Here is an 18,123-nt window from a genome sequence, read left to right as displayed (position 1 = left end):
CCCTCGAAGCCATGAGCGTGACGACGTTCGTGAGTCAGTGAAGCCTAGCCAGATCGGCCCCGTCGCTCAGGGGACCTTCATCAGGGCGTTCTGCTCTGCTTGCACGCGGCCATCGGTGCAGAACTTGCAGTTGTCGCCGTAGAAGAAGTTCCTGTTCGCTGTGTCATCCATCAGATGAACGCGGAACCAGGCCGCGGCCGACGACAGGGACACGCCATTTGCGCCCTGATAGACCCAGCTACCGTGATCCGCGTTGAGCTCGTTGAGGAAAAACGCGGGCTGATCGGTGACCGTCTTGAAGACATCGTGGACCCTGCTGCATTTCACCGTGGAGTCGTTCCCCCCGCAGAAGAACAACATGGGGGTGTGCACTCCCTCGAGGGCACTGGTGCCGCAAATCGTGCCGAGGGCCGAGAAACGGGGATCGGAGGCCGTCTTGCAAGTCGACATGCCCCCATAGGAATGGCCAAGCTGGCCGATCTTCGTGGTGTCGAGGGCGTGATAGTACGGGCTGCTCGCATCCTCGGCTTGTTCCAAGATCCAATCGAGGCCCGCGGTCGTGGGAAGAGGATCGCCTTCGGCGGTCGCGGTGCTGAGAGAAGCCACCACGACGAAACCGTGGGACGCGAGATGGTTGACGATCGGTCCGTATTGTCCGCACCACTGATTGCTGCCGGCGTTGACGACGCATTTCGGCGGGTTCTGCTCCGGATTGTCCCGGTAGCCATTGGCCCAGATCAGGATCGGATGGCAGTGGCCGCTGGTTGCGATATTGCTCGGGCGGTACACGTGGAAGCGCTGTTGCTCGTCCCCATAGATTGGATCGGGAACGACGCCGGCGAGGGGGCCGACGTTCTTGTCTGCGGTGACCGAGAAGGGGCCCGTCTTGGTAGGATCGGCCGTGGGGAACGGGTCGCCGACGCAGCTACTGACCGAGCCGCCGCTACCGGTCGTGCCGCCGCTTCCGGCATTTCCTTGGCCGCCGCTGCCCGGTTGCCCGCCCGAAGCCGCGCCACCCGTGGCCCCACTCGAGCCGCCCGACGCCGAGCCGCCAGCCCCACCACTGGATGCGCCGCCGCTGGATGCGCCGCCGCTTTCGGCCGTTCCCCCAGAGCCCGTCGCACCACCGGAGGCCGTGCCCCCGCTGCCCGTCCCACCGCTGTCCGTGCCAACCGCGCCCCCGCTCGCGGCAGCGTCCCCATTCGATCCGTTACCACACGCCGCGGTGGAAACGCACACGCCCAAAGCCAGTAGCCAACGCCTCATGGTGACTCTGTCCTCGCCCAGCCGCTCAGCGTCGTCAAGCGCTTTGGCGGATAGGACAAGCAAACGCGTTCCGCAAAGTCAAGATTCTCGGAGCCGTTCCTGGCTCGTGCAGTCCGACTGTACGAGCTTATCGACAGAACGGGCCTTATGCGATCAGACAGGCCTTCCACTCGTGAAACGCCTGCGATTACCGCGACGTCGCACCAAGCGGAAGGCATCCTACCGTATAGCTGTACACTACTGGCACCAAGCGGAAGGCATCCTACCGTATAGCTGTACACTACTGAGCTCGTCCAAACGGCCGCCCCGTCACGCGCGGCCAGCACGCCGCCCTCGTCGTCACGCCGCATTCGCTCGCCACCTACGACGCCCTGAAGAAGGACCCGACGCCATGACCGATCTAACGCCCACCGAGACGAAGGCCCGCCTGAAGGGCCTCGGCCTGTTTGGTCTGCTCGCGTGCTGGGAGGAGCTCGCCGACAAGCCCTGGCTTCGCGAGGTGCTCGCCATCGAGGAGCGCGAGCGCCACAAGCGCAGCCTTGAACGCCGCATCAAAAACTCCCGCGTAGCCGCCTTCAAGCCCATGGCCGACTTCGACTGGTCCTGGCCCAAGAAAATCGACCGCGAGGCCGTCGACGACCTCTTCGCTCCCGGCTTCATCACCGCCGGCCACAACGCCGTGCTCGTCGGCCCCAACGGCGTCGGCAAGACCATGATCTTGAAGAACGTCGCCCACCAGGCCGTCATCCGCGGTCACACGGTCCGCTTCTCGACCGCGAGCGACATGCTCGCCGACCTCGCCGCGCAGGAGTCCTCGGCCGCGCTCGCGCGCCGGCTGCACCGCTACACGGTTCCCGCCCTTCTTTGCATCGACGAAGTCGGCTATCTCTCCTACGACGGCCGCTACGCCGACCTGCTGTTCGAGGTCGTCACTCGTCGCTACGACGCGCAGAAGCCGATCCTGCTCAGCACGAACAAGGCCTTCTCCGACTGGGGCCAGGTCTTCCCGCACGCCGCCTGCGTCGTCACGCTCGTCGACCGGCTCGTGCACCGGGCCGAGGTGATCGAGATCGAGGCCGAGAGCTACCGGCTCAAGGAAGCCAAGGAGCTGAGCGCCTCCCGCATCAAGCAGCGCCGCGCCAAGAAGCACTGAGCCGCCTCTTCACCGGTGAACTTCACCGACACCGGGCGCGGATTTCACCGGTGAACTTCACCGAACCCCCGCGGATTGCCGCGATCATCAACACCGCGCCTTCGAGCCGCACCAGCTGCTTGCCGATGTTCTTGCCCTCGAAGAGTCGCAGCAGGCAGGCGAGCGGCGACGTCTTCGTTCCTGTAATCGATGGTGTCCGCGACGCGGAGCTCCTCTTCCAGCCAGCGGCACTTCTCGGGCCCTCCTGCGATGGCCACCACATGCGCCCCGAGGATCCTCGCGATCTGGACCGCGGCCGAGCCTGTCGCGCCCGCGGCGGTCGAGACCACCACGGTGTCATTTTCGCGCATCGCAGCCGTCTCGACCAGGCCGAGGTGAGCGGTCACTCCGTTGATGCCGGCCACACCCAGCCGACAGCCGAGCGGGATGTCGTCCGGCACCTTGCGAAGAGGCAGGATGCCCTCTCCATCAGAGAGCGCGTAATCCTGCCATCCAAGGGTCCCCCACACGCGATCGCCTGGCCGAAAGCGAGGGTGGCGCGACTCCACCACATGGCCCGCACACCACGCCCTCATGACCTGACCGGCAGCAATACGAGGCGCGCACGAGCATCCGCCGAACAGCCAGGCGACCTGCGTGTGATCACAGGACATGATCGGATTCCGGACCAGCACCTCCCCCTGGCGCGGACGCGGTATGGGCGCGCTGCGCAGCTCGAACAGCTCGGGACCGAACGGTTGATCCGCGCGGGGCGCCAAGACCAGCTCGCGGCTGACCGCGCTCATGACCGCCGCGCCGCAAGGCTCAGGTCGCGTGCGAGAGAAACCATGTGCTCCTCCTTGGGTGGGCCGCTTCCCGCTCCGTCGGGCCCGGAGAATCACGATGGCGTGGACGCGTGACGAGTCGCAGCAGGGTGACGGCGTCTTTTGGCGGAAGAGGCGTCCCTGCACGCCTCCCGGCAGGGACTCGCACTCGATCGGTGGGGTGATGTGCTAAACCATGTTCCGCGGCTCACACGCCTGCGCGATGGGGACGTGCATGTCATCGAGCGCTTCGATGATGTCCATCAGCGCTCGTCGTCGGTCGTGAGGTTGGATGTTGGCACAGAGGGAAGGGGGCCGCCCTCAGTCCACAGCCTGCGGGGCTCGGTCAAGGGATTGGGAACCCGCGAAGCGGCACGGCACTGCCGTTGCCGCGCCGCGATCGGCCGCCAGCTATGCGATGAGCGGACCTCGACACCAGTTAGCGCGGCCGACAGACGTCACGTCCATGCCGATCGCCCGAGCAATGCTGACATAAACGTCGTTGTGATTGCGCCCGCCGGCGTCGAGCAGGCGCCCGGTCGTCCAAGCACCTCCACAGCTGCCGGCAACCACGAAAGGAGCGTGTTGGGGCGGGTGGTCGGTCTCGGCGAAGTTCTGGGCGGAGCCCAACTGGCTGCTGCCGTTCTGGGTGCAAAGAACCGCTGCGGTGTTGTCGAGCAGCGAGAACTCGCCGTCGGAAATGCCTTTCAGCTTTTCGACGAAATAGCGGAACTCTCCCGCAAAATAGGCCTGGAGCCGAGTGATTTGTTGTCCCGGAGCGCCGTCCGGATCGCCGTGTGAGACGGAGTGCCAGGCTGAGATATCGATGTCACCGAATTTGACGGCTTCGTTGTTTTCACCGCCGCCCCACATCATGGTCGCCACGCGAGTGATGTTGCAGGCGAAAGCCATCGCCATGATGTCGAGATACAGCCGGCTGTGCTCCGGCATGTCGTTCATCATGGTGTCCTTGCTGAGCAGCGGCGACTCGATCTCCTTGCACGAGCTCTCTCTGGGGATGCTGCCGCCTACACCGCGTTCGAGCGTGCGCAGCGACTCGAGGTAGAAGTCCATTTTGACGGCTTCCTCCGGCCCGAGCCGCCCGCGAAAGGACCGGACATCGTCCTTGATGAAGTCGAGCACGCTCTGACGGCGGAGCAGTGCCTGCTCGGCAGCGCTCGGCGTGCTCATGGACATGCCGCCCCCGCTGATGCGGTCGGCGATGCGCTGATACGCAGCCAGCGGGTTTCTCACGCTGGGGATGAACCTGCCATCGACCTGAGACAGTCCGGGGATGACGCCGCCGTCGCCGGACGTCTGACCGACCGCGATCTCCAGCGATGCCAGCGGGGTCGTGTCCTTGAGGAACTTGGCGAATTCCTGATCGATGCTGGTCGGCGCGCCGAGGCCGAACACCGAATACGACGCCGAGCGGTGCGCGTTACCGGGGTCGCGTGCGAGCGTCAGGTTCTTGAACACAAGGATGTCGTCGCGCACGGCTTCGAGCGGCGCCATGTGCGGCTTGAGCACGAAGTTTCTTTCGCCCCCGGTTGGCTCCGATTGATACTGAGAGCCATTCGCGTAACCGAACATGGCGACGCGCGTGATTCGCGGAACGGTTTGGGCGTAGAGGTTGTCGGCCAGCCCAGAACAAAAGATCGTTCCGTAGCCGAGGCCACGAAGCATCGCACGCCGGGAAAATTTCACGTTGCGCATGGCGAACTCCTAGTTCCTCCGGTCGATGAAGCTCGGCGATGCGATCACGCTCAGCACCAGCTGATCGATCGCGTGCTGTGAGCGTGCAAAGTCGTCCGCGAGGCGCTCCTTCTCACAGGCGTCGAGCTCCGGCAAGTCGTATCCTGAAGCGTAGGCGGCGAACTGCTGGGTGAAGCAGCCGTAGACATCCGGCTTTTGCGCCAACTCGTCCACCATCTCCACGAAGTTGGAAAACACGATTCCGGGAAGCGCATTCCCCTCGCTCGGCAGCGGCAGACTGCCGCTCGCATCGATCACCTGCCCCTGATCCATCGTTCTGTAGCGACCGATAGCATCGTAGCTTTCGAGCGCAAACCCGATGCCGTCGAACAGGTTGTGACAGACGGCGCAGCCCGGACTCGCATGAATGCCGAGTCTTTGCCGACCCGTGGCGCCCGGCTCGGCAAATTGGCCAGCATTTGGAACACCGCCGGGCGGCAGCGGCACGCGGTGGCATAGGACCTCTGCGCGGACGTAGGCGCCGCGCCCGACGAGGTTCGTATCTTCGCTGTGCGCGTGGCCCCAGAGAAACGGTAGCGAGGTGAAGATGCCTCGGCGTTCCGTCGGATTGAGCTCGCGACGCACCATGGCGTTGCCGGTCACCCCGCTCAAACCGTAGAGCGGAGCGGTGCGCTCGTTCACGAACGCGTACGTGCTCGTGAACAGCGAGTCGAAGCGACGATCCGCTCCCGCGTCGAAGAGTACGCTGTTCGTGAACAGGCGCAGCTCTTCTTTCAAATCGGCGGTGAGCTCGGGCGTTGCCATCGGAAAGATGCTGGCCTCTTTCACCGAATTCGAGAGATTCTCGAGCTCCAGCCACTGCTCGAAGAAGTGGTTCATGGCCGGCGCCGCCTTATCGCGCGCCTCGAACAGGCGCTTGGCCTGGGCCAAGAGCACTGTACGGTCGCGCAGCTCCCCCTGATCTGCGAGCGCGGTGAGCTCAGCATCCGGCGCGCTGTCCCAAAGCAGGTACGAGAGCGCCGAAGCGATCTCGTGGTCCGTCAACGGTGTCACCGCTCGTGAATCCTTCACCGTGCCGAGCTCCGTGCGGTGCAGGCTGTTCGGCGACATGAACAGCGCCTGCACGACGCTCTTGACACCTCCGGCAGGACCTTCGCCCTGCGCGGCGGTCTTGGCGAAGAGCGCGCTGAAGGAGGTGACTTCAGTCGCCGAGAGCGGGCGGCGCCAGAGCTTTTGCCCCGTTTTGGTGACGAAACCGTCCAGGCAAGGGCCAGGCGCCAAGCTGGCGACGTCGCAAGCGATCCCAAACTTGTCGGGGTTCTGCAGCGCGTGCGCCCCGAGCTCCTCGCCGACGGCGAAATATACGTCCGCGAGGAGCGGCGCGATTCGCAGGTCTGAGGCCTGGTTGGCGAAGCCGTCGAGCCTGGCCTCGTTCGGCAAGTTCGCAAGCGCTGCCGGCTGGATGTCGAACTCGTCGCGCAAGGTGTTGGCAAGCTGGGTGTTGGTCAACCGCCAGATGCGCGGTTTGGCCAGCGCAGGGGTGGCGCCACACTCGGCCGCCGGCACCGTCTCGGCCGCCGGCGCCGCGTCGCCCTCGGGTCCCAAGACGCCCGTGCACCCGCTGGCCACGACGACCGCGAGCGGCGCCGCGAGGCGAGACGAGCGGCTCATGAGTGAACCTAGTACACCGATTCGTTCTGCGATTGGCATGGAACGCTCTTGCTAGGATGAGATGTTGGAGGGAAGCTGGGTGAGGCTAGGGAATCCAAGCGCGATCCGAATATCGAGATCCTTGTAGTTCCGTCTCCGTTTATTGTTACAATGGCGGCGTTCGTGATCAAAATCGATGTCGCCCCCGGCGTTCAGCGCGGGTAACCGCGCCACAGCCAGAGCAGCGTCTCGGGGAGCGTCTGCGGCTCTGGATCCGACGAGCCGCATCCCACCAGGCTCAATCCAGCGAGAGCGACGATTTGCCGCTATATATGAACGCACGGCAGCCTCGACGATGTTGGTTGTGTACGGCTGAAAGCTGAGTGAACCGGTGCGTGTGCGGATCGCAGGTGAGGCCTCGCGCTCAGAGCGCGGCATGGCGCGAGCGATGCGCCCGCGAACGCGCCGCTGCACGCGTGCTCGACGACCGAACGAACGTACCCGGTGCCGAGATCGATCCCGATCCCGGGGACGAAGGGCCGGCGCGCACGACGGCCTGTCCAGGGCAAAGCAGAACGACACCCCGACAAGGGATTGTGAGCGTTCACATTGTCGGTGTCAACCAGAAATGGAGCGGCGTGCCTCGGGCTCAAGAAAGCGAACGGCATCACGACGGTTGCCCACGAAGGCTGCCATCGTCATCGGCCTGACCATGAACAGAAATCGGTGCACCACGGCACAGGAGCTCACGATGACCACTCCGTTTGGCGGACCCGCTCGAACGGAGCTGCCGTCGATATCGCCCTTCTTGGCCTTTTCCGCGCCATCCTTCGAGATCGCGACCCACTTGCGCATCCCGGGCGACGGCTTCGGCGCCACGTATTCCAGCGCCGACGCGATCTTCGCGCCGTCGCCTCTCGTGGTCGCCGACTGCATCACCGCCTTCATCCAGCCCTGCATCGGACAGGCCTTCTGTCCTTTTGCACCGCAGCCAAAATTCCTCCCCTCGGCAACAGAACCGGGGACCTCCGCGGTCCCGCTCGCGGCCCATGCTGCGCCCGCAAAGCCAATGCCGACGCTCATCAACACCGCACTCATCAGCTTCATGCTCGTCGACATCCCAGGCGCCGGCGGGCTCGCAGCGTCGAGCGCCAACCGTCGATGCGCTGCTCGGCTTCGAGCGCGTCGGGCGGGCCGGCGATCAACGCGGTCCGGCGTCCGCCCATGTTGACGCGGCGCGCCGGAGGAGCCCCGCCAGCCTTGCCCTCCCTCGGGCTCGGGGATACGCCCGCGGGCCTATCAATTGGCGTTGACATCGACCATGTGAACGTTCACATTCCGCTCGACAGGCATCCATTTGCTTCGCCTCGGGTGGGCCGTCATGCGCACCGAGACCTTCGTCATCTGATCGGTCTCGGCACCGATTCCGTTCGGTCGGGCACCGCGGAAGCGATCGCCGATCGATGGTGCTTGGGTCTTGCCAATTTCAATGCACTGGAGACCACGACAACCCTCGCTTCGGCTGTCGTGAGTTCCATAGTATTTCCCATCGGAATTCTCTGAGGTCCGGCAAGGCGGCCGGATGGCAACTTCGGGTGCTGCGTGACTTATGTTGCGGCGGGCTCTGCTCAGCCCCTCTTCGGGCGCACGGTGTCATCACATCGGCCCCGTCCGGGATCAGGTGCTCCAGGTTCCATCACACTGCGGGACCTGCTCTGGGTTGACAGACAAATTCTCTATACGATCCACCCCTGGAAAGCGACGCTATGCCAGCAACTTATCCATGCATCGAAGGGGCCGCCTGAACGAAGCAGCCTGCGGGAGCTCGTCCAGGTCCCCTGCAGGCTCACGCGCGTGCAAGCCCCGGTTGACGTCTCTGCCGCTAGCGAGAGGCCCGTGCGCAAACCCACCAGAACCACAACACTGTTCCTTTCCATGAGCCTCTGCGGGCGGATCCTGCTCGGGCTCTCCGCCGCGACCGCCGCGACGTTCGCACTCGCGCCGGCCACGCTCGCCGCCCCCAAGGCGTCGAAGTCGATCGCGGTGCGCATCGAAGGCCCCAACGCGGATGACATCCGCGAGGACATCCTCGCCATCGTACCGGAGACGCTGGGGGTCGTGGACCCTGACGCGTTCTTGAAGTCGCTGAAGAGCGCCGGCCAGACCAAGCCCGTCGGGGACACGCTCGTGTCGAAGGCCCAGCGCAAGAAGGCCATCGACCGCATCCGCAAGGCGGGCAAGGCCGCGAAGGCGGAAGGGGTCATCTACGGCGTCTCGCGGACGAACAAGAAGAAGAAGAAAGAGGTCCACCTCGTCTACGTCGACGAGAACGCCGGCGACCTCGCCGTGGACAGCGCGGTGCCGGTGACCGGCTCGCGCGACGACCGCAAGAAGGCGCTGGAAGAGCTGCTCGGCCCGACGCTGGCGCAGATCGCGCCGCCGCCCGCCGAGGAGGACGAGGCGAAGGGCGACCGGGAAGGCGAAGGCGAGGATGACGACGGGGGGGACGAGGAGAAGGACGAAGGCGGCGAGGAGAGGGACGCCGACGAGGGCGGGAAGGGCGGCAAGCGCGAGCCGCACGAGGCCGGGTCGGCGCTCTTCTCGGTCGAGCTCGGCGTCGAGTTCATCGGCCGCTGGTTCGACTACTCCGATCCGCGCACGCAGAACCTCCGGCCCTACAGCGTCTTCGGGCAGCCCGCGCTGTCGATCGCGGGCGAGGTGTACCCGCTCGCGTCGACGGACATCGCGGTGCTCAAGGGCCTCGGGATCACCGCGAGCTACGCGCGGGCGCTCGGCCTCAACTCGGCGGTGGGCGACGGCGACCCGATCAGCACCACCTACCAGCGCATCAACCTGGGCCTCCGGGAGCGGCTGTCGATCGGCGACGCGTCCCAGCTCGGGATCTCCGCCGGGCTCCGGTTCCTGACCTTCGATATCGAGGCGCCGGCGGATCTCGCCAGGACGGTGCCCAATGTCTCCTACACCCTGTTCCGGGCCGGCCTCGACGGCCGCTTCCCGGTCGGCCCGGTCGCGCTGACGCTGGGCGCCGAGTACCTCCTGCCGCTCTCGTCAGGCGCCGTCTACGAGCGGTTCAAGGGGCCGAGCGTGCAGGGCATCGGCGCGATGGCCGGGGTGATGGTCCCCATCGCGACCGGCATCGAGGCGCGCGTGCTCGCCGAGTACGCCCGGTTCTTCTCGTCGTTCCAGCCCGAGCAGGGCGACGCCTACATCGCGGGCGGGGCCATCGACCAATACCTGGGACTGCGGCTCGCCGGAGCCTACGTCTATTGAGAGAGAGGTAGCACGTGACGTTCATGACTTCCCTTTACGGGCGCGCCGCGCCCTCGCGCCAACGGGCCGCGACCGAAGATCGACGGGCAAGCGCTGGATGACCTGAGGTCGCTCGTGGCGACGTCCTCCGACGCGACCCTGGACGATTTGGCTGTCCAGCTCGCGCGCCGTGATCACATCGTAGCCAGCCGCCATACCGTCGGCCGGGCGTTGCGGCGGCTGAACATCACCCGGAAAAAAAAGCGCTCCACGCAGCCGAGCGCGACACGGAAGATGTGACAGCGGCTCGCCAGGCCTTCGCGAAGAAGCTCGCTCGACTCAATCCACAAGAATTGGTTTTTATTGACGAATTTGGGACCAATCTGGGCATGACGCGGAGGCATGCATGGGCGCCACGGGGAGTCCGTGCCCACGGTGCGGTGCCGATCAACACTGACCCCACGATCACGCTCACGATCGGGCTGGGCCTCGACGGTGTCGTCGCTCCCTTCGCGTTCGAGGGCACGATGGACGGCGTAGCCTTCCGCCCGTACGTCGAGGGGCAGCTCGTGCCCGCGCTGAGGCCAGGCCAGGTCGTCATCGCGGACAACCTCGGGTCACACCGCACGCGGGGCGTTCGCGAAGCGATCGAAGGCGCTGGCGCGAAGCTGATGTACCTGCCGCCCTACTCCCCGGACTTTTCACCGGTCGAGAATTGTGGTTCCAAGATCAAAGAGTCGATCCGAGCGGATGCACCTCGAACGCCCTCAGCCGTCTACAAGTCGATGGGCCACGCGATCGGAGCGATCACTCCGACGGACGCACGCGGCTGGTTCAACCACTGCGGGTACTGTATCCCTCGGACCTGCTCCCCGCTCTAGATCATAGAAGACGTGCAACTGCTTGTGCTCGTCGGTCTCGTACCCGATGAGGAAGAACCGCCGGCTAGGCGCGACCTGCAGAGCCTCGTCGTAGCACCAGAGCACCCGCTGCGCGGAGAAGTCGAGGCTCGGGTACGCCATCGGGCCCATGCTCCGGCCCGTCTTGCCGAGGAACCAGCGGTAGAAGGCGGGCAGCGGCCCGGGCGCGAGCTGCTCGATCCGCTCGATCTCGTCCGGCGACGCGCCCTGCCACTGATCGGCGAGCCCAGGGACGATGCGGACGAGCAGGGCCTCGGTGGCAGATTCTAGTGACTGCATTCTTCCTTCTCGTTGCGTCCTCCCGGAGGGAGCGCTGTGAAGCGGGGTTCCGCTTCAGATTGTCCGCGATGTATGGATTCCGCGCGCGTGGGGCCGGGATAGAAAACTCCCAGCCGACGGTCGGGGAGCTCCAGTACGACCATTTCTGCGCCCCATTCATCCGCTGTCGGCCCCGCACAGCGCCGCGAGGCGGCGCTCGTCCTCGGGCCCTCCCGCCGCGCGCGCCGTGTAGTAGACGAGCTGCTGGCGGCTCGACGTCGTCGAGGCGAGCGTGTGCCACTCGAGCACGAGCGGCCCGGCGCCGCCGGCGTCACGGCCACCCGCGCCCTCGGCCTCGACGCGGAAGGCCTTCGTGCCGCTCACCTTGGCGCGGACCTCGTGGCGCGCCCAGATCGCCCGGAACGCCTCGCTCGTCTCGAGCAGCTCGGCGACGAGCGCGTCGAACTCCGGATCTCCGACGTAGGAGCTCGCGCTGAAGCGGAACGCGGCCACGACCTCCCGCTCGATCACGCCGATCTCCGCGTAGCGCGCGCGGTAGGCCGCATGGCGGAAGGTCATCCAGAGCAGGTTGCGCCTTCGCGGGGAGACGTCGCCGAAGTCCACCAGCAGGCGGCGCGCGGCGCCGTTCGACGCGAGCACGTCGAACCGGGGGCTGAAGACGAGCGCCGGGACGCGCATCGCGTCGAGCGCGCGCGCCATCGCCGGCTCAGCCCTCTCCTGGCGCGCCGCGGCCCGCGCGGGCTCGGGCCGCGCCAGGTAGAACAGGTGACCTCGCTCGTCGTCGTCGAGCTTCAGCACGCGCGCGATCGCCTCGAGCGTCTCGCGCGACGGGTTCACGTCACGCCCTTGCTCGAGCCGGGTGTACCAGTCGACGCTGAGCCCGGCGAGCTGCGCGATCTCCTCGCGCCTGAGGCCCGGCGTGCGCCGCCGCTTCCCCGCGAACGCGCCGCCCGCGATCGGCGCCGCGCGCATCCGCCTCCCTCGGAGGAAATCCGCCAGCTCGCTCCGCCTGTCGCTCACGATCGCGCGCGCCCCGGGCACGCATCGAAAGATGCACTGTTCGCGCTCCTCTATCCAGGGATTGCGAATCCTAGGTTCCCGGCACGTCTGCCTAACCTCGACGCGGAGCTCCAGATTGCGGGCACCCCCGAGCGGGGACCCAACCAGGAGCTGGCACCATGTCTCAACATCTTCCTCTCGCAGGTCGCATCGCCGTCGTCACCGGGGCCTCCAGCGGCATCGGTGAGGCCACCGCGCGCAAGCTCGCCGCGCAGGGCGCCGCCGTCGCGCTCGTCGCGCGTCGCAAGGACCGCCTCGATTCACTGGCCGAGGGCATCCGCGCCGCGGGCGGGCGCGCGCTCGCGCTCTCCGCCGACGCCAGGGACAGGACCGCCGTCGCCGGCGCCGCGCGGTCGATCGCGGCCGAGCTCGGCCCCGTCGACCTCGTGATCAACAACGCCGGCGTCATGTTGCCGTCCGGCGTCGAGGAGCACCGGATCGCCGATTTCGAGCAGATGATCGAGGTCAACCTCACCGGCGCGATGCGGGTCGTCGACGCGTTCATCGATCCGCTGGTCGCGGCCGCGAAGCGGGGCGGCCCGTCGGACCTCATCAACATCTCGTCGATCGGCGCGCACGGCGTCTTTCCGACGTTCGCCGTGTACTGCGCCACCAAGGCCGCTGTCACCCACCTCTCGCGCAACCTGCGCGCCGAGCTCGGACCGAAGCACGTCCGCGTCTCGGTCATCGAGCCTGGGTTCGTCAACACGGAGCTCCAGAGCCACATGACCGACGAGGCCGCCAAGGCGTGGATCGCCAAGGCGAGGCAGCAGATCACGTGGCTCACGGCGGACGACCTGGCGAGCACCATCGCCTTCACGGCCGCCCTCCCGCGGCACGTCAACCTGGCGCACGTCACCATGATGCCGACCCAGCAGGTGTGACCGGCGCCTCCTCGCGACCGGAAACGCTCGCGGCGCCGTGACACGCGCCATGTGTTACCCGTGATCCAGCTGCTCCAGCTCGCGCACGCGCGCCTCCAGCTCGCGCACGCGCGCCTCGGCCGCCTCCCTCGCGCGGGCCTCGATCGCCGCGGCTTCCTCCTGGGTGGGCACGAGCTCGCCCTTGCCGCCGGGGCGCGTGAGGCGGAGCCGGGACTCGGCCCCGCCGCCGATCACGCAGAGCCAGCTGTCGAGCGCGGGGCTCCACACGCGCCCTGCGCCGGCGTACACGCGGACATACGCGCCGTCGGGGTCGCGCCGGTAGGCCTGGAGCGCCACGCGCCCCGCCGGCGGCCGGTGCGTGGCGGCCAGCGGATCGAAGATCGCGAGCTCCGGGCAGCCGAGCTGGCAGTACTTGAGCGGGACGTCCTCGTAGGCCTTCTGCCAGTCGGTCGCCACGATCTCCAGGGCGAAGCGCGGGGGCCGGTGTCCGGGCAGCCAGGTCTGCCACTGCTTGGGCAGCGGCGGCGCGGGGCGGTGATCGAGGAGGTAGACGTCCGGCGAGACGCGCACGAGCGGCTCCTCGCGCACCCAGGCGAAGAACCGATCCGTGCCGGCGTGGTGGTCTGTCCAGCCGCGCTCGCGCGCGAGCTGCGCGATCGACGAGAGGAGCAGGCGGGAGATCTCGTCGTGCTCGCCCCACGCGCCGATGCCGTCCGCGTCGTCCAGGTACCAGTCCGACCAGTCGATGGTCGCGCGGAGCTCCTCGGGCTCCGGGTCGCGGACGACGAGCGCGCGCGGCAGGCGCGTCGCAGGGGGAGCGGCTCCGGAACGGGCAGGCAGCACGAGCCCACACGGTAGCACCCCGAGCGGAGCGGCGGGAGCCACAGGCGGGCGCGACCGCGCGCGGCAGTCGACCGTGGCGTGCCGTCGGACGGAGCCGGAGGGAGGCACGACGCTGCGCCGCGGGCGGCTGTCGCCAGCGCGCTCCAGCGGACTGCGCGCCGCGTCGCCGTGGCGCCGTGGGGCTCCCGATCCGGCGCGCCGGCGCCATGTCGGCGGCATGCGTTCTCTCGGGGGAGTGCTCTTCGACGTGGATGGGGTGGTTGTCGACTCGCCGCATGAGCGCGCCTGGCAGGAGGCGCTGGAGGCGCTGATGGCGACCGAGTGGCGCGCGATCGCGCCCGAGACACGCTACGCGCCCGAGCGGTTCACGACGGCCGTCTACCAGAGCGAGGTCGCCGGCAAGGCGCGCGAGAGCGGCGCGCGCGCGGCGCTCGACTACTTCGGCGTGCCCGACGCGGCGGAGCGCGCCGGGGTCTACGCCGAGCGCAAGCAGGCGGTGCTGCTCCGGAAGATCGCGGCGGGGAAGTTCGTCGTGTTCCCTGACGCGACGCGGCTGATCCTGGAGCTCAAGGCGCGCGGCGTGCTCCTCGCGGCGGCGTCGTCGTCCAGGAACGCCAGCGAGCTCCTCCGCAGGATCCGCGTCGACGCCTTCGTCGAGCACCAGAACCCCCGCCGCGCGCCGGTCTCCCTGGGCGCGACGCTGCTCGATCTGTTCGACGCCGACCTCTGCGGCGCCGCGATGGCGCGCGGAAAACCGGCGCCGGACCTGTTCCTGGCCGCCGCGCGCGCGCTCGGTGTCCCGCCGCCGCGCTGCCTCGTGATCGAGGACGCCCCCTCCGGGGTGCAGGCCGCGAAGGCGGCCGGGATGACCGCGATCGGCGTGGCGCGGCTCGCCGACGAGGCGCTGCTGGCGGCCGCGGGGGCGGATCGCGTCGTGACGACGCTCGACCAGCTCGATCCGGACGCGCTGGTCGACGGGCGGATCGCGGCGCGCGCGGCGTGAGCCGCGGTGAGGGCGGCGTCACGACGCGCGAGCACGGAGGCGAGCAAGCACCTCGTCGGCGTCGATCGTACCTGCTGCGTCGTCCTGCACGATGGCCTCGGCTAGCGCGGCGTGGAGGGCCCCCCGCTCCTCGTCGTCGAGCTCATCGAGCGTGTCTCCCCCCACGACGACGAGATCCACGATGGCCCCCTCTGGCAATTCGGTGGGCTCGTCGAGCACGATGTGGCCGTTCCGCACGGTGGCTTTCAGCGAGAGCACCGTAGGGTCATAGCACCGTGCGGCGCCCCCTCAGCCGCCCTGCTTGCGGACGATCGCCAGGCTCCAGATCTCCCCGGCGCTCGTCCCGACCCACAGGGTCGGCGCCCCCTTGCCCGCGACCGCGAGCACGGCCGGCTCGCCGCGGGCGCCGAGCGTGACGCTCGCCGTCGGCGCGAGCGGCGCGCCGGACGCGGCCTCGATGGCGGCGCCGTCGAACAGCGCGACGCGGCCGTCCGCGAAGGCCGCGAAGAGGCTCGACTCGAGGACGGCGACGTCGGCGACGGGATCGGCGAACGCGAGCATCTTGGCCGCGAGCTTGCCGGACGACCTCACGACCGCGCAGACCGCGCTCGCGCCGCGCTTGTACACCGCCGTCAGCTTGGGGCCGCCGCGCACGCGATCGAGGTTCTGGGCCGCGCGCGGCAGCGAGGCGCGGAGCGTCGGGCCCGGCTCGGGCGTCGCGCCGGGGTGGACGCGGAGCTCGCCGCCCTCCCCCGCGCCGTCCATCACCACGTGCGCCTCGGTCTCGGTCAGATCGAACGCCCGCGCGGAGCCGCGCACCGCGAAGGTGCGGCCGTTCACCTCGGTCTTGTCGAGCTTGAGCTCCGTCGCGCTGCCGTCCCAGCCGAGCGCGAGCGCCGTCTCGCCCGACGGCCGCGTGGCGAGCTGCCGCGCGTCCCGGCCGACCTGATCGAGCTTCGGGCCGTGCGTGATGCCGAGCAGCGCCCACACCGCGTCGTCGCCGCTCCGCACCACGGCGACGTCCTTCGACAGGAGCGCCACGTCGTGCGCCGAAGGCAGCGACAGGTTCGTCGTCTTCGCGCCGGAGCCGCCGACCGGACAGACGCCGAGGCGCACCGGATCGGTCGAGACCATCGCGACGAGCCCGGGGCTCGCGAGGACCGCGGCGCCTCGGATCTCCGCGTCCAGGCCGTGCACCTTGCGGGGGGAGCTCAGATTGCTGAAGGGCATGGCCCGCGAGGATACCGGTTCTCGCGCGGCGCGGTCAGCCCTTGATGAGCGAGCGGACGTCGATGTCGAGGTTCTCGGACTCCGCGACCGCATCCATCGCCTTGCGGAGCTGGGTGACGGTCACCCCGGCGGGGACGTCGACGCGGGCCTCCATCCGGAAGAGCTGCGAGCCGGTGACAGGCGCCTCGTAGGCCGAGGTCTCGAGCGAGACGATGTTGACGCCGACGCCGTGGAGCGCGCGCGACACCGCGCGCACGATGCCCTCGTGATCCAGCGCGTCGACGGAGATGACGCAAGGGATGGTCGCCGCGCGCCGGTGCGACTCGGGGCTCTTGGTCCTGCGGCTCTGCACCGTGAGCCCCGTCGCCCGGGTGAGCGACTCCGTCTCGCGCTCGACCGCCTCGATCGCGCCGGAGGGCCCCGACGCGAGCAGGAGGATGCCGAACTCGCCGCCGAGCACCGCCATCCGGCTGTCCTCCACGTTGGCGCCGCGCTCCGTCAGGTAGTGGGTCACCTCCGCGACGATGCCCGTCCGATCAGGGCCGAGGCAGGAGAGGACCAGGAAGACTTCAGGCTCGGACGTCGTCGTCATGCGGCGCATCTTAGTCCGATCCGCGCAGCCAGCGCACCTCGCCGCGGGCGCGCGGGCCGCGCGTCCCGGACGACGAGCGCCCGGGCAACGCCGTCCGTGTCCTCCGGCCGAGCTCCCCCGAGAGCGGCCGGATCGAGCGCCGCGCGCGCGTCCGCGCGCGCCATACCGACGACGAGGCGCTTGTCTCCGGCGGGCCAGTGGGCGAGAGACGGCCATCCCCATGCTGTACGAACGCGACAACATCCATCGACTCACGCCCTACACGCCAGGTGAGCAGCCGCAGCGGGCCGACGTGGTCAAGCTCAACACGAACGAGAACCCGTACCCGCCGCCGGCCGCCGTGCTCGAGGCGATCCGGGACGTCTCGGCCGATCAGCTCCGCCGGTACCCGCCGCCCCGGGCGCAGCAGTTCCGCGAGACCGCGGCGCGGCTCCATGGCCTGTCGCCCGAGCAGGTGATCGCCACGAACGGCGGCGACGAGCTGCTTCGCATGGCCATGACGGTGTTCTGCGAGCCCGGCGGCCGCGGCATCGGCGAGACGTACCCGACCTACTCGCTCTACGACGTGCTCGCGGAGATCCACGGCACGACGATCACCCAGGTCCCCCTGGCCGAGGACTGGTCGGTCCCGGAGGATTTCGCGCAGCGCCTGAACGAGCACGGCTGCCGGCTCGCGCTCCTCGTCAACCCGCACGCGCCGTCGGGGCGGCAGGAGCCGCTCGACAAGCTCGAGCGCGTCGCGCGGGCGTTCCGCGGCGTGCTCCTCATCGACGAGGCGTACGTCGACTTCGCGGAGTTCGACGCGACGCCGCTGCTCGACCCGGCGCGAGGGCTCGACAACGTTCTTCTGCTGCGGACCCTGAGCAAGGGATACTCGCTCGCGGGGCTCAGGTTCGGGTATGGGCTCGGGCACCCGCGGCTCATCGAGACGCTCGACAAGGCCCGCGACAGCTACAACACCGATATCCTCTCGCAGGCCGCGGCCACCGCGGCGCTCTCCGCGCGGGACGAGGCGAGGAAGAGCTGGGAGAAGGTGATCGCCGAGCGCGCCCGGCTCACCGGGGCGCTCCGGCAAAAGGGGTTCACGGTGGCGCCGAGCCAGAGCAACTTCGTCCTGGCGAGTCCGCCGGGAGGAGGGCTGTCGGCGCAGGCGATGTACCGGGCGCTCTACGACCGCGCCATCTTCGTGCGCTACTGGGACGCGCCGCGCATCCAGGACAGGCTGCGGATCACGGTGGGCACGCCGGAGCAAAACGACGCGCTGCTTGGCGCGATCGACGAGCTGTCGCGCGCCGCCGGGGGCGCGAGCGCATCATGAGCTGAGCCGCCGTGGCGGCCGGGGCGCCATGCGCCGTCGCGCGCCGTCCGCTTCGTGCGCACGTGTACGATCCTTGCGCAGCCCCTGGCCTCAGCGCTTCGCGCGGCGGCGGGCCGCGCCGGTGGCATCGGCCCTGC

At 68.5% G+C, this 18,123-nt stretch carries 18 protein-coding genes; 7 read left to right on the top strand and 11 right to left on the bottom strand.

Annotated features, from left to right (window positions below):
* Positions 1 to 66: 66 nt before the first annotated feature.
* A complete protein-coding gene (locus WMF12_RS46335) occupies positions 67 to 1,266 on the bottom strand; it encodes a poly(ethylene terephthalate) hydrolase family protein (protein WP_437855519.1) in 1,200 nt (399 codons plus the stop codon).
* A gap of 391 nt (positions 1,267 to 1,657) precedes the next feature.
* Here WMF12_RS46335 and WMF12_RS46330 point away from each other — a divergent pair, with 391 nt between their 5' ends.
* Positions 1,658 to 2,419, top strand: coding sequence for an ATP-binding protein (locus WMF12_RS46330; protein WP_437854729.1), 762 nt, complete (start codon positions 1,658 to 1,660; stop codon positions 2,417 to 2,419).
* Between the two features lie 44 nt (positions 2,420 to 2,463).
* On the opposite strand, the gene WMF12_RS46325 is transcribed toward WMF12_RS46330, so the two are convergent.
* The 4 genes from WMF12_RS46325 to WMF12_RS46310 all read right to left on the bottom strand — a co-directional run bounded on the left by WMF12_RS46325 (position 2,464) and on the right by WMF12_RS46310 (position 7,695).
* Positions 2,464 to 3,204 (bottom strand): hypothetical protein, encoded by a 741-nt coding sequence (locus WMF12_RS46325; protein WP_437855512.1) that lies wholly within the window; start codon positions 3,202 to 3,204, stop codon positions 2,464 to 2,466.
* Between the two features lie 429 nt (positions 3,205 to 3,633).
* Positions 3,634 to 4,938 carry a DUF1552 domain-containing protein gene (locus WMF12_RS46320; protein WP_437855509.1) on the bottom strand — a complete coding sequence of 435 codons (1,305 nt, stop codon included), beginning with the start codon at positions 4,936 to 4,938 and terminating at the stop codon, positions 3,634 to 3,636.
* A 9-nt stretch (positions 4,939 to 4,947) separates the two neighbouring features.
* Positions 4,948 to 6,609 carry a DUF1592 domain-containing protein gene (locus WMF12_RS46315; protein ID WP_437855507.1) on the bottom strand — a complete coding sequence of 554 codons (1,662 nt, stop codon included), beginning with the start codon at positions 6,607 to 6,609 and terminating at the stop codon, positions 4,948 to 4,950.
* Between the two features lie 597 nt (positions 6,610 to 7,206).
* Positions 7,207 to 7,695, bottom strand: a complete 489-nt coding sequence (locus WMF12_RS46310; protein WP_437855505.1) for a hypothetical protein — start codon at positions 7,693 to 7,695, stop codon at positions 7,207 to 7,209.
* Positions 7,696 to 8,523: 828 nt separating this feature from the next.
* On the opposite strand from WMF12_RS46310, the gene WMF12_RS46305 reads away from it, so the two are divergent.
* From WMF12_RS46305 to WMF12_RS46295, 3 genes are all read left to right on the top strand, one after another.
* Positions 8,524 to 9,879, top strand: a complete 1,356-nt coding sequence (locus WMF12_RS46305; RefSeq protein ID WP_437743110.1) for a hypothetical protein — start codon at positions 8,524 to 8,526, stop codon at positions 9,877 to 9,879.
* A 114-nt stretch (positions 9,880 to 9,993) separates the two neighbouring features.
* Positions 9,994 to 10,158: a hypothetical protein gene (locus WMF12_RS46300; protein ID WP_437855502.1), complete on the top strand. Its 165-nt coding sequence runs from the start codon at positions 9,994 to 9,996 to the stop codon at positions 10,156 to 10,158.
* The gene (locus tag WMF12_RS46295) at positions 10,155 to 10,739 is read left to right on the top strand and encodes a transposase (protein WP_437855499.1); all 585 of its coding nucleotides are present in this window, start codon (positions 10,155 to 10,157) and stop codon (positions 10,737 to 10,739) included. The genes WMF12_RS46300 and WMF12_RS46295 overlap by 4 nt, the downstream gene beginning before the upstream one ends.
* On the opposite strand, the gene WMF12_RS46290 is transcribed toward WMF12_RS46295, so the two are convergent.
* Both WMF12_RS46290 and WMF12_RS46285 read right to left on the bottom strand, forming a co-directional pair.
* On the bottom strand, positions 10,626 to 11,057 hold the full coding sequence (locus WMF12_RS46290) for a hypothetical protein (RefSeq protein WP_437855494.1): 432 nt from the start codon (positions 11,055 to 11,057) through the stop codon (positions 10,626 to 10,628). The genes WMF12_RS46295 and WMF12_RS46290 overlap by 114 nt on opposite strands.
* 156 nt (positions 11,058 to 11,213) lie before the next feature.
* On the bottom strand, positions 11,214 to 12,077 hold the full coding sequence (locus tag WMF12_RS46285; RefSeq protein WP_437855491.1) for a helix-turn-helix transcriptional regulator: 864 nt from the start codon (positions 12,075 to 12,077) through the stop codon (positions 11,214 to 11,216).
* Between the two features lie 158 nt (positions 12,078 to 12,235).
* On the opposite strand from WMF12_RS46285, the gene WMF12_RS46280 reads away from it, so the two are divergent.
* The gene (locus tag WMF12_RS46280; RefSeq protein ID WP_437855487.1) at positions 12,236 to 13,000 is read left to right on the top strand and encodes an SDR family oxidoreductase; all 765 of its coding nucleotides are present in this window, start codon (positions 12,236 to 12,238) and stop codon (positions 12,998 to 13,000) included.
* A gap of 54 nt (positions 13,001 to 13,054) precedes the next feature.
* On the opposite strand, the gene WMF12_RS46275 is transcribed toward WMF12_RS46280, so the two are convergent.
* Entirely contained in the window at positions 13,055 to 13,843 is a 789-nt protein-coding gene (locus WMF12_RS46275; RefSeq protein WP_437743105.1) for a Uma2 family endonuclease, read from the bottom strand.
* A gap of 217 nt (positions 13,844 to 14,060) precedes the next feature.
* On the opposite strand from WMF12_RS46275, the gene WMF12_RS46270 reads away from it, so the two are divergent.
* On the top strand, positions 14,061 to 14,846 hold the full coding sequence (locus tag WMF12_RS46270; RefSeq protein WP_437855477.1) for an HAD family hydrolase: 786 nt from the start codon (positions 14,061 to 14,063) through the stop codon (positions 14,844 to 14,846).
* Positions 14,847 to 14,864: 18 nt separating this feature from the next.
* Here WMF12_RS46270 and WMF12_RS46265 read toward each other — a convergent pair whose 3' ends face one another.
* Genes WMF12_RS46265 through WMF12_RS46255 form a run of 3 tightly spaced genes read right to left on the bottom strand, consistent with a single transcriptional unit; the run spans position 14,865 to position 16,668 of the window.
* Positions 14,865 to 15,104, bottom strand: a complete 240-nt coding sequence (locus WMF12_RS46265; RefSeq protein ID WP_437855473.1) for a hypothetical protein — start codon at positions 15,102 to 15,104, stop codon at positions 14,865 to 14,867.
* A gap of 30 nt (positions 15,105 to 15,134) precedes the next feature.
* The gene (locus WMF12_RS46260; RefSeq protein WP_437855471.1) at positions 15,135 to 16,076 is read right to left on the bottom strand and encodes a hypothetical protein; all 942 of its coding nucleotides are present in this window, start codon (positions 16,074 to 16,076) and stop codon (positions 15,135 to 15,137) included.
* Between the two features lie 34 nt (positions 16,077 to 16,110).
* Positions 16,111 to 16,668 (bottom strand): glycine cleavage system protein R, encoded by a 558-nt coding sequence (locus WMF12_RS46255; protein ID WP_437855468.1) that lies wholly within the window; start codon positions 16,666 to 16,668, stop codon positions 16,111 to 16,113.
* A gap of 220 nt (positions 16,669 to 16,888) precedes the next feature.
* Here WMF12_RS46255 and hisC point away from each other — a divergent pair, with 220 nt between their 5' ends.
* The gene (gene hisC, locus WMF12_RS46250) at positions 16,889 to 17,986 is read left to right on the top strand and encodes a histidinol-phosphate transaminase (protein ID WP_437855466.1); all 1,098 of its coding nucleotides are present in this window, start codon (positions 16,889 to 16,891) and stop codon (positions 17,984 to 17,986) included.
* Positions 17,987 to 18,123: the final 137 nt, after the last annotated feature.

The sequence above is a fragment of the Sorangium sp. So ce363 genome (genome assembly GCF_051520435.1).
Taxonomy (GTDB): Bacteria; Myxococcota_A; Polyangia; order Polyangiales; family Polyangiaceae; genus Sorangium; species Sorangium cellulosum_B.
This window is presented reverse-complemented; position numbering and strand designations above follow the sequence as displayed.

Bases quoted from the DNA above. Each gene is read 5' to 3' on its own strand.
- WMF12_RS46335 (WP_437855519.1), bottom strand. From the start codon at position 1,266: ATGAGGCGTTGGCTACTGGCTTTGGGCGTGTGCGTTTCCACCGCGGCG.
- WMF12_RS46330 (WP_437854729.1), top strand. From the start codon at position 1,658: ATGACCGATCTAACGCCCACCGAGACGAAGGCCCGCCTGAAGGGCCTC.
- WMF12_RS46325 (WP_437855512.1), bottom strand. From the start codon at position 3,204: ATGAGCGCGGTCAGCCGCGAGCTGGTCTTGGCGCCCCGCGCGGATCAA.
- WMF12_RS46320 (WP_437855509.1), bottom strand. From the start codon at position 4,938: ATGCGCAACGTGAAATTTTCCCGGCGTGCGATGCTTCGTGGCCTCGGC.
- WMF12_RS46315 (WP_437855507.1), bottom strand. From the start codon at position 6,609: ATGAGCCGCTCGTCTCGCCTCGCGGCGCCGCTCGCGGTCGTCGTGGCC.
- WMF12_RS46310 (WP_437855505.1), bottom strand. From the start codon at position 7,695: ATGAAGCTGATGAGTGCGGTGTTGATGAGCGTCGGCATTGGCTTTGCG.
- WMF12_RS46305 (WP_437743110.1), top strand. From the start codon at position 8,524: ATGAGCCTCTGCGGGCGGATCCTGCTCGGGCTCTCCGCCGCGACCGCC.
- WMF12_RS46290 (WP_437855494.1), bottom strand. From the start codon at position 11,057: ATGCAGTCACTAGAATCTGCCACCGAGGCCCTGCTCGTCCGCATCGTC.
- WMF12_RS46280 (WP_437855487.1), top strand. From the start codon at position 12,236: ATGTCTCAACATCTTCCTCTCGCAGGTCGCATCGCCGTCGTCACCGGG.
- WMF12_RS46270 (WP_437855477.1), top strand. From the start codon at position 14,061: ATGCGTTCTCTCGGGGGAGTGCTCTTCGACGTGGATGGGGTGGTTGTC.
- WMF12_RS46260 (WP_437855471.1), bottom strand. From the start codon at position 16,076: ATGCCCTTCAGCAATCTGAGCTCCCCCCGCAAGGTGCACGGCCTGGAC.
- WMF12_RS46255 (WP_437855468.1), bottom strand. From the start codon at position 16,668: ATGACGACGACGTCCGAGCCTGAAGTCTTCCTGGTCCTCTCCTGCCTC.
- hisC (WP_437855466.1), top strand. From the start codon at position 16,889: ATGCTGTACGAACGCGACAACATCCATCGACTCACGCCCTACACGCCA.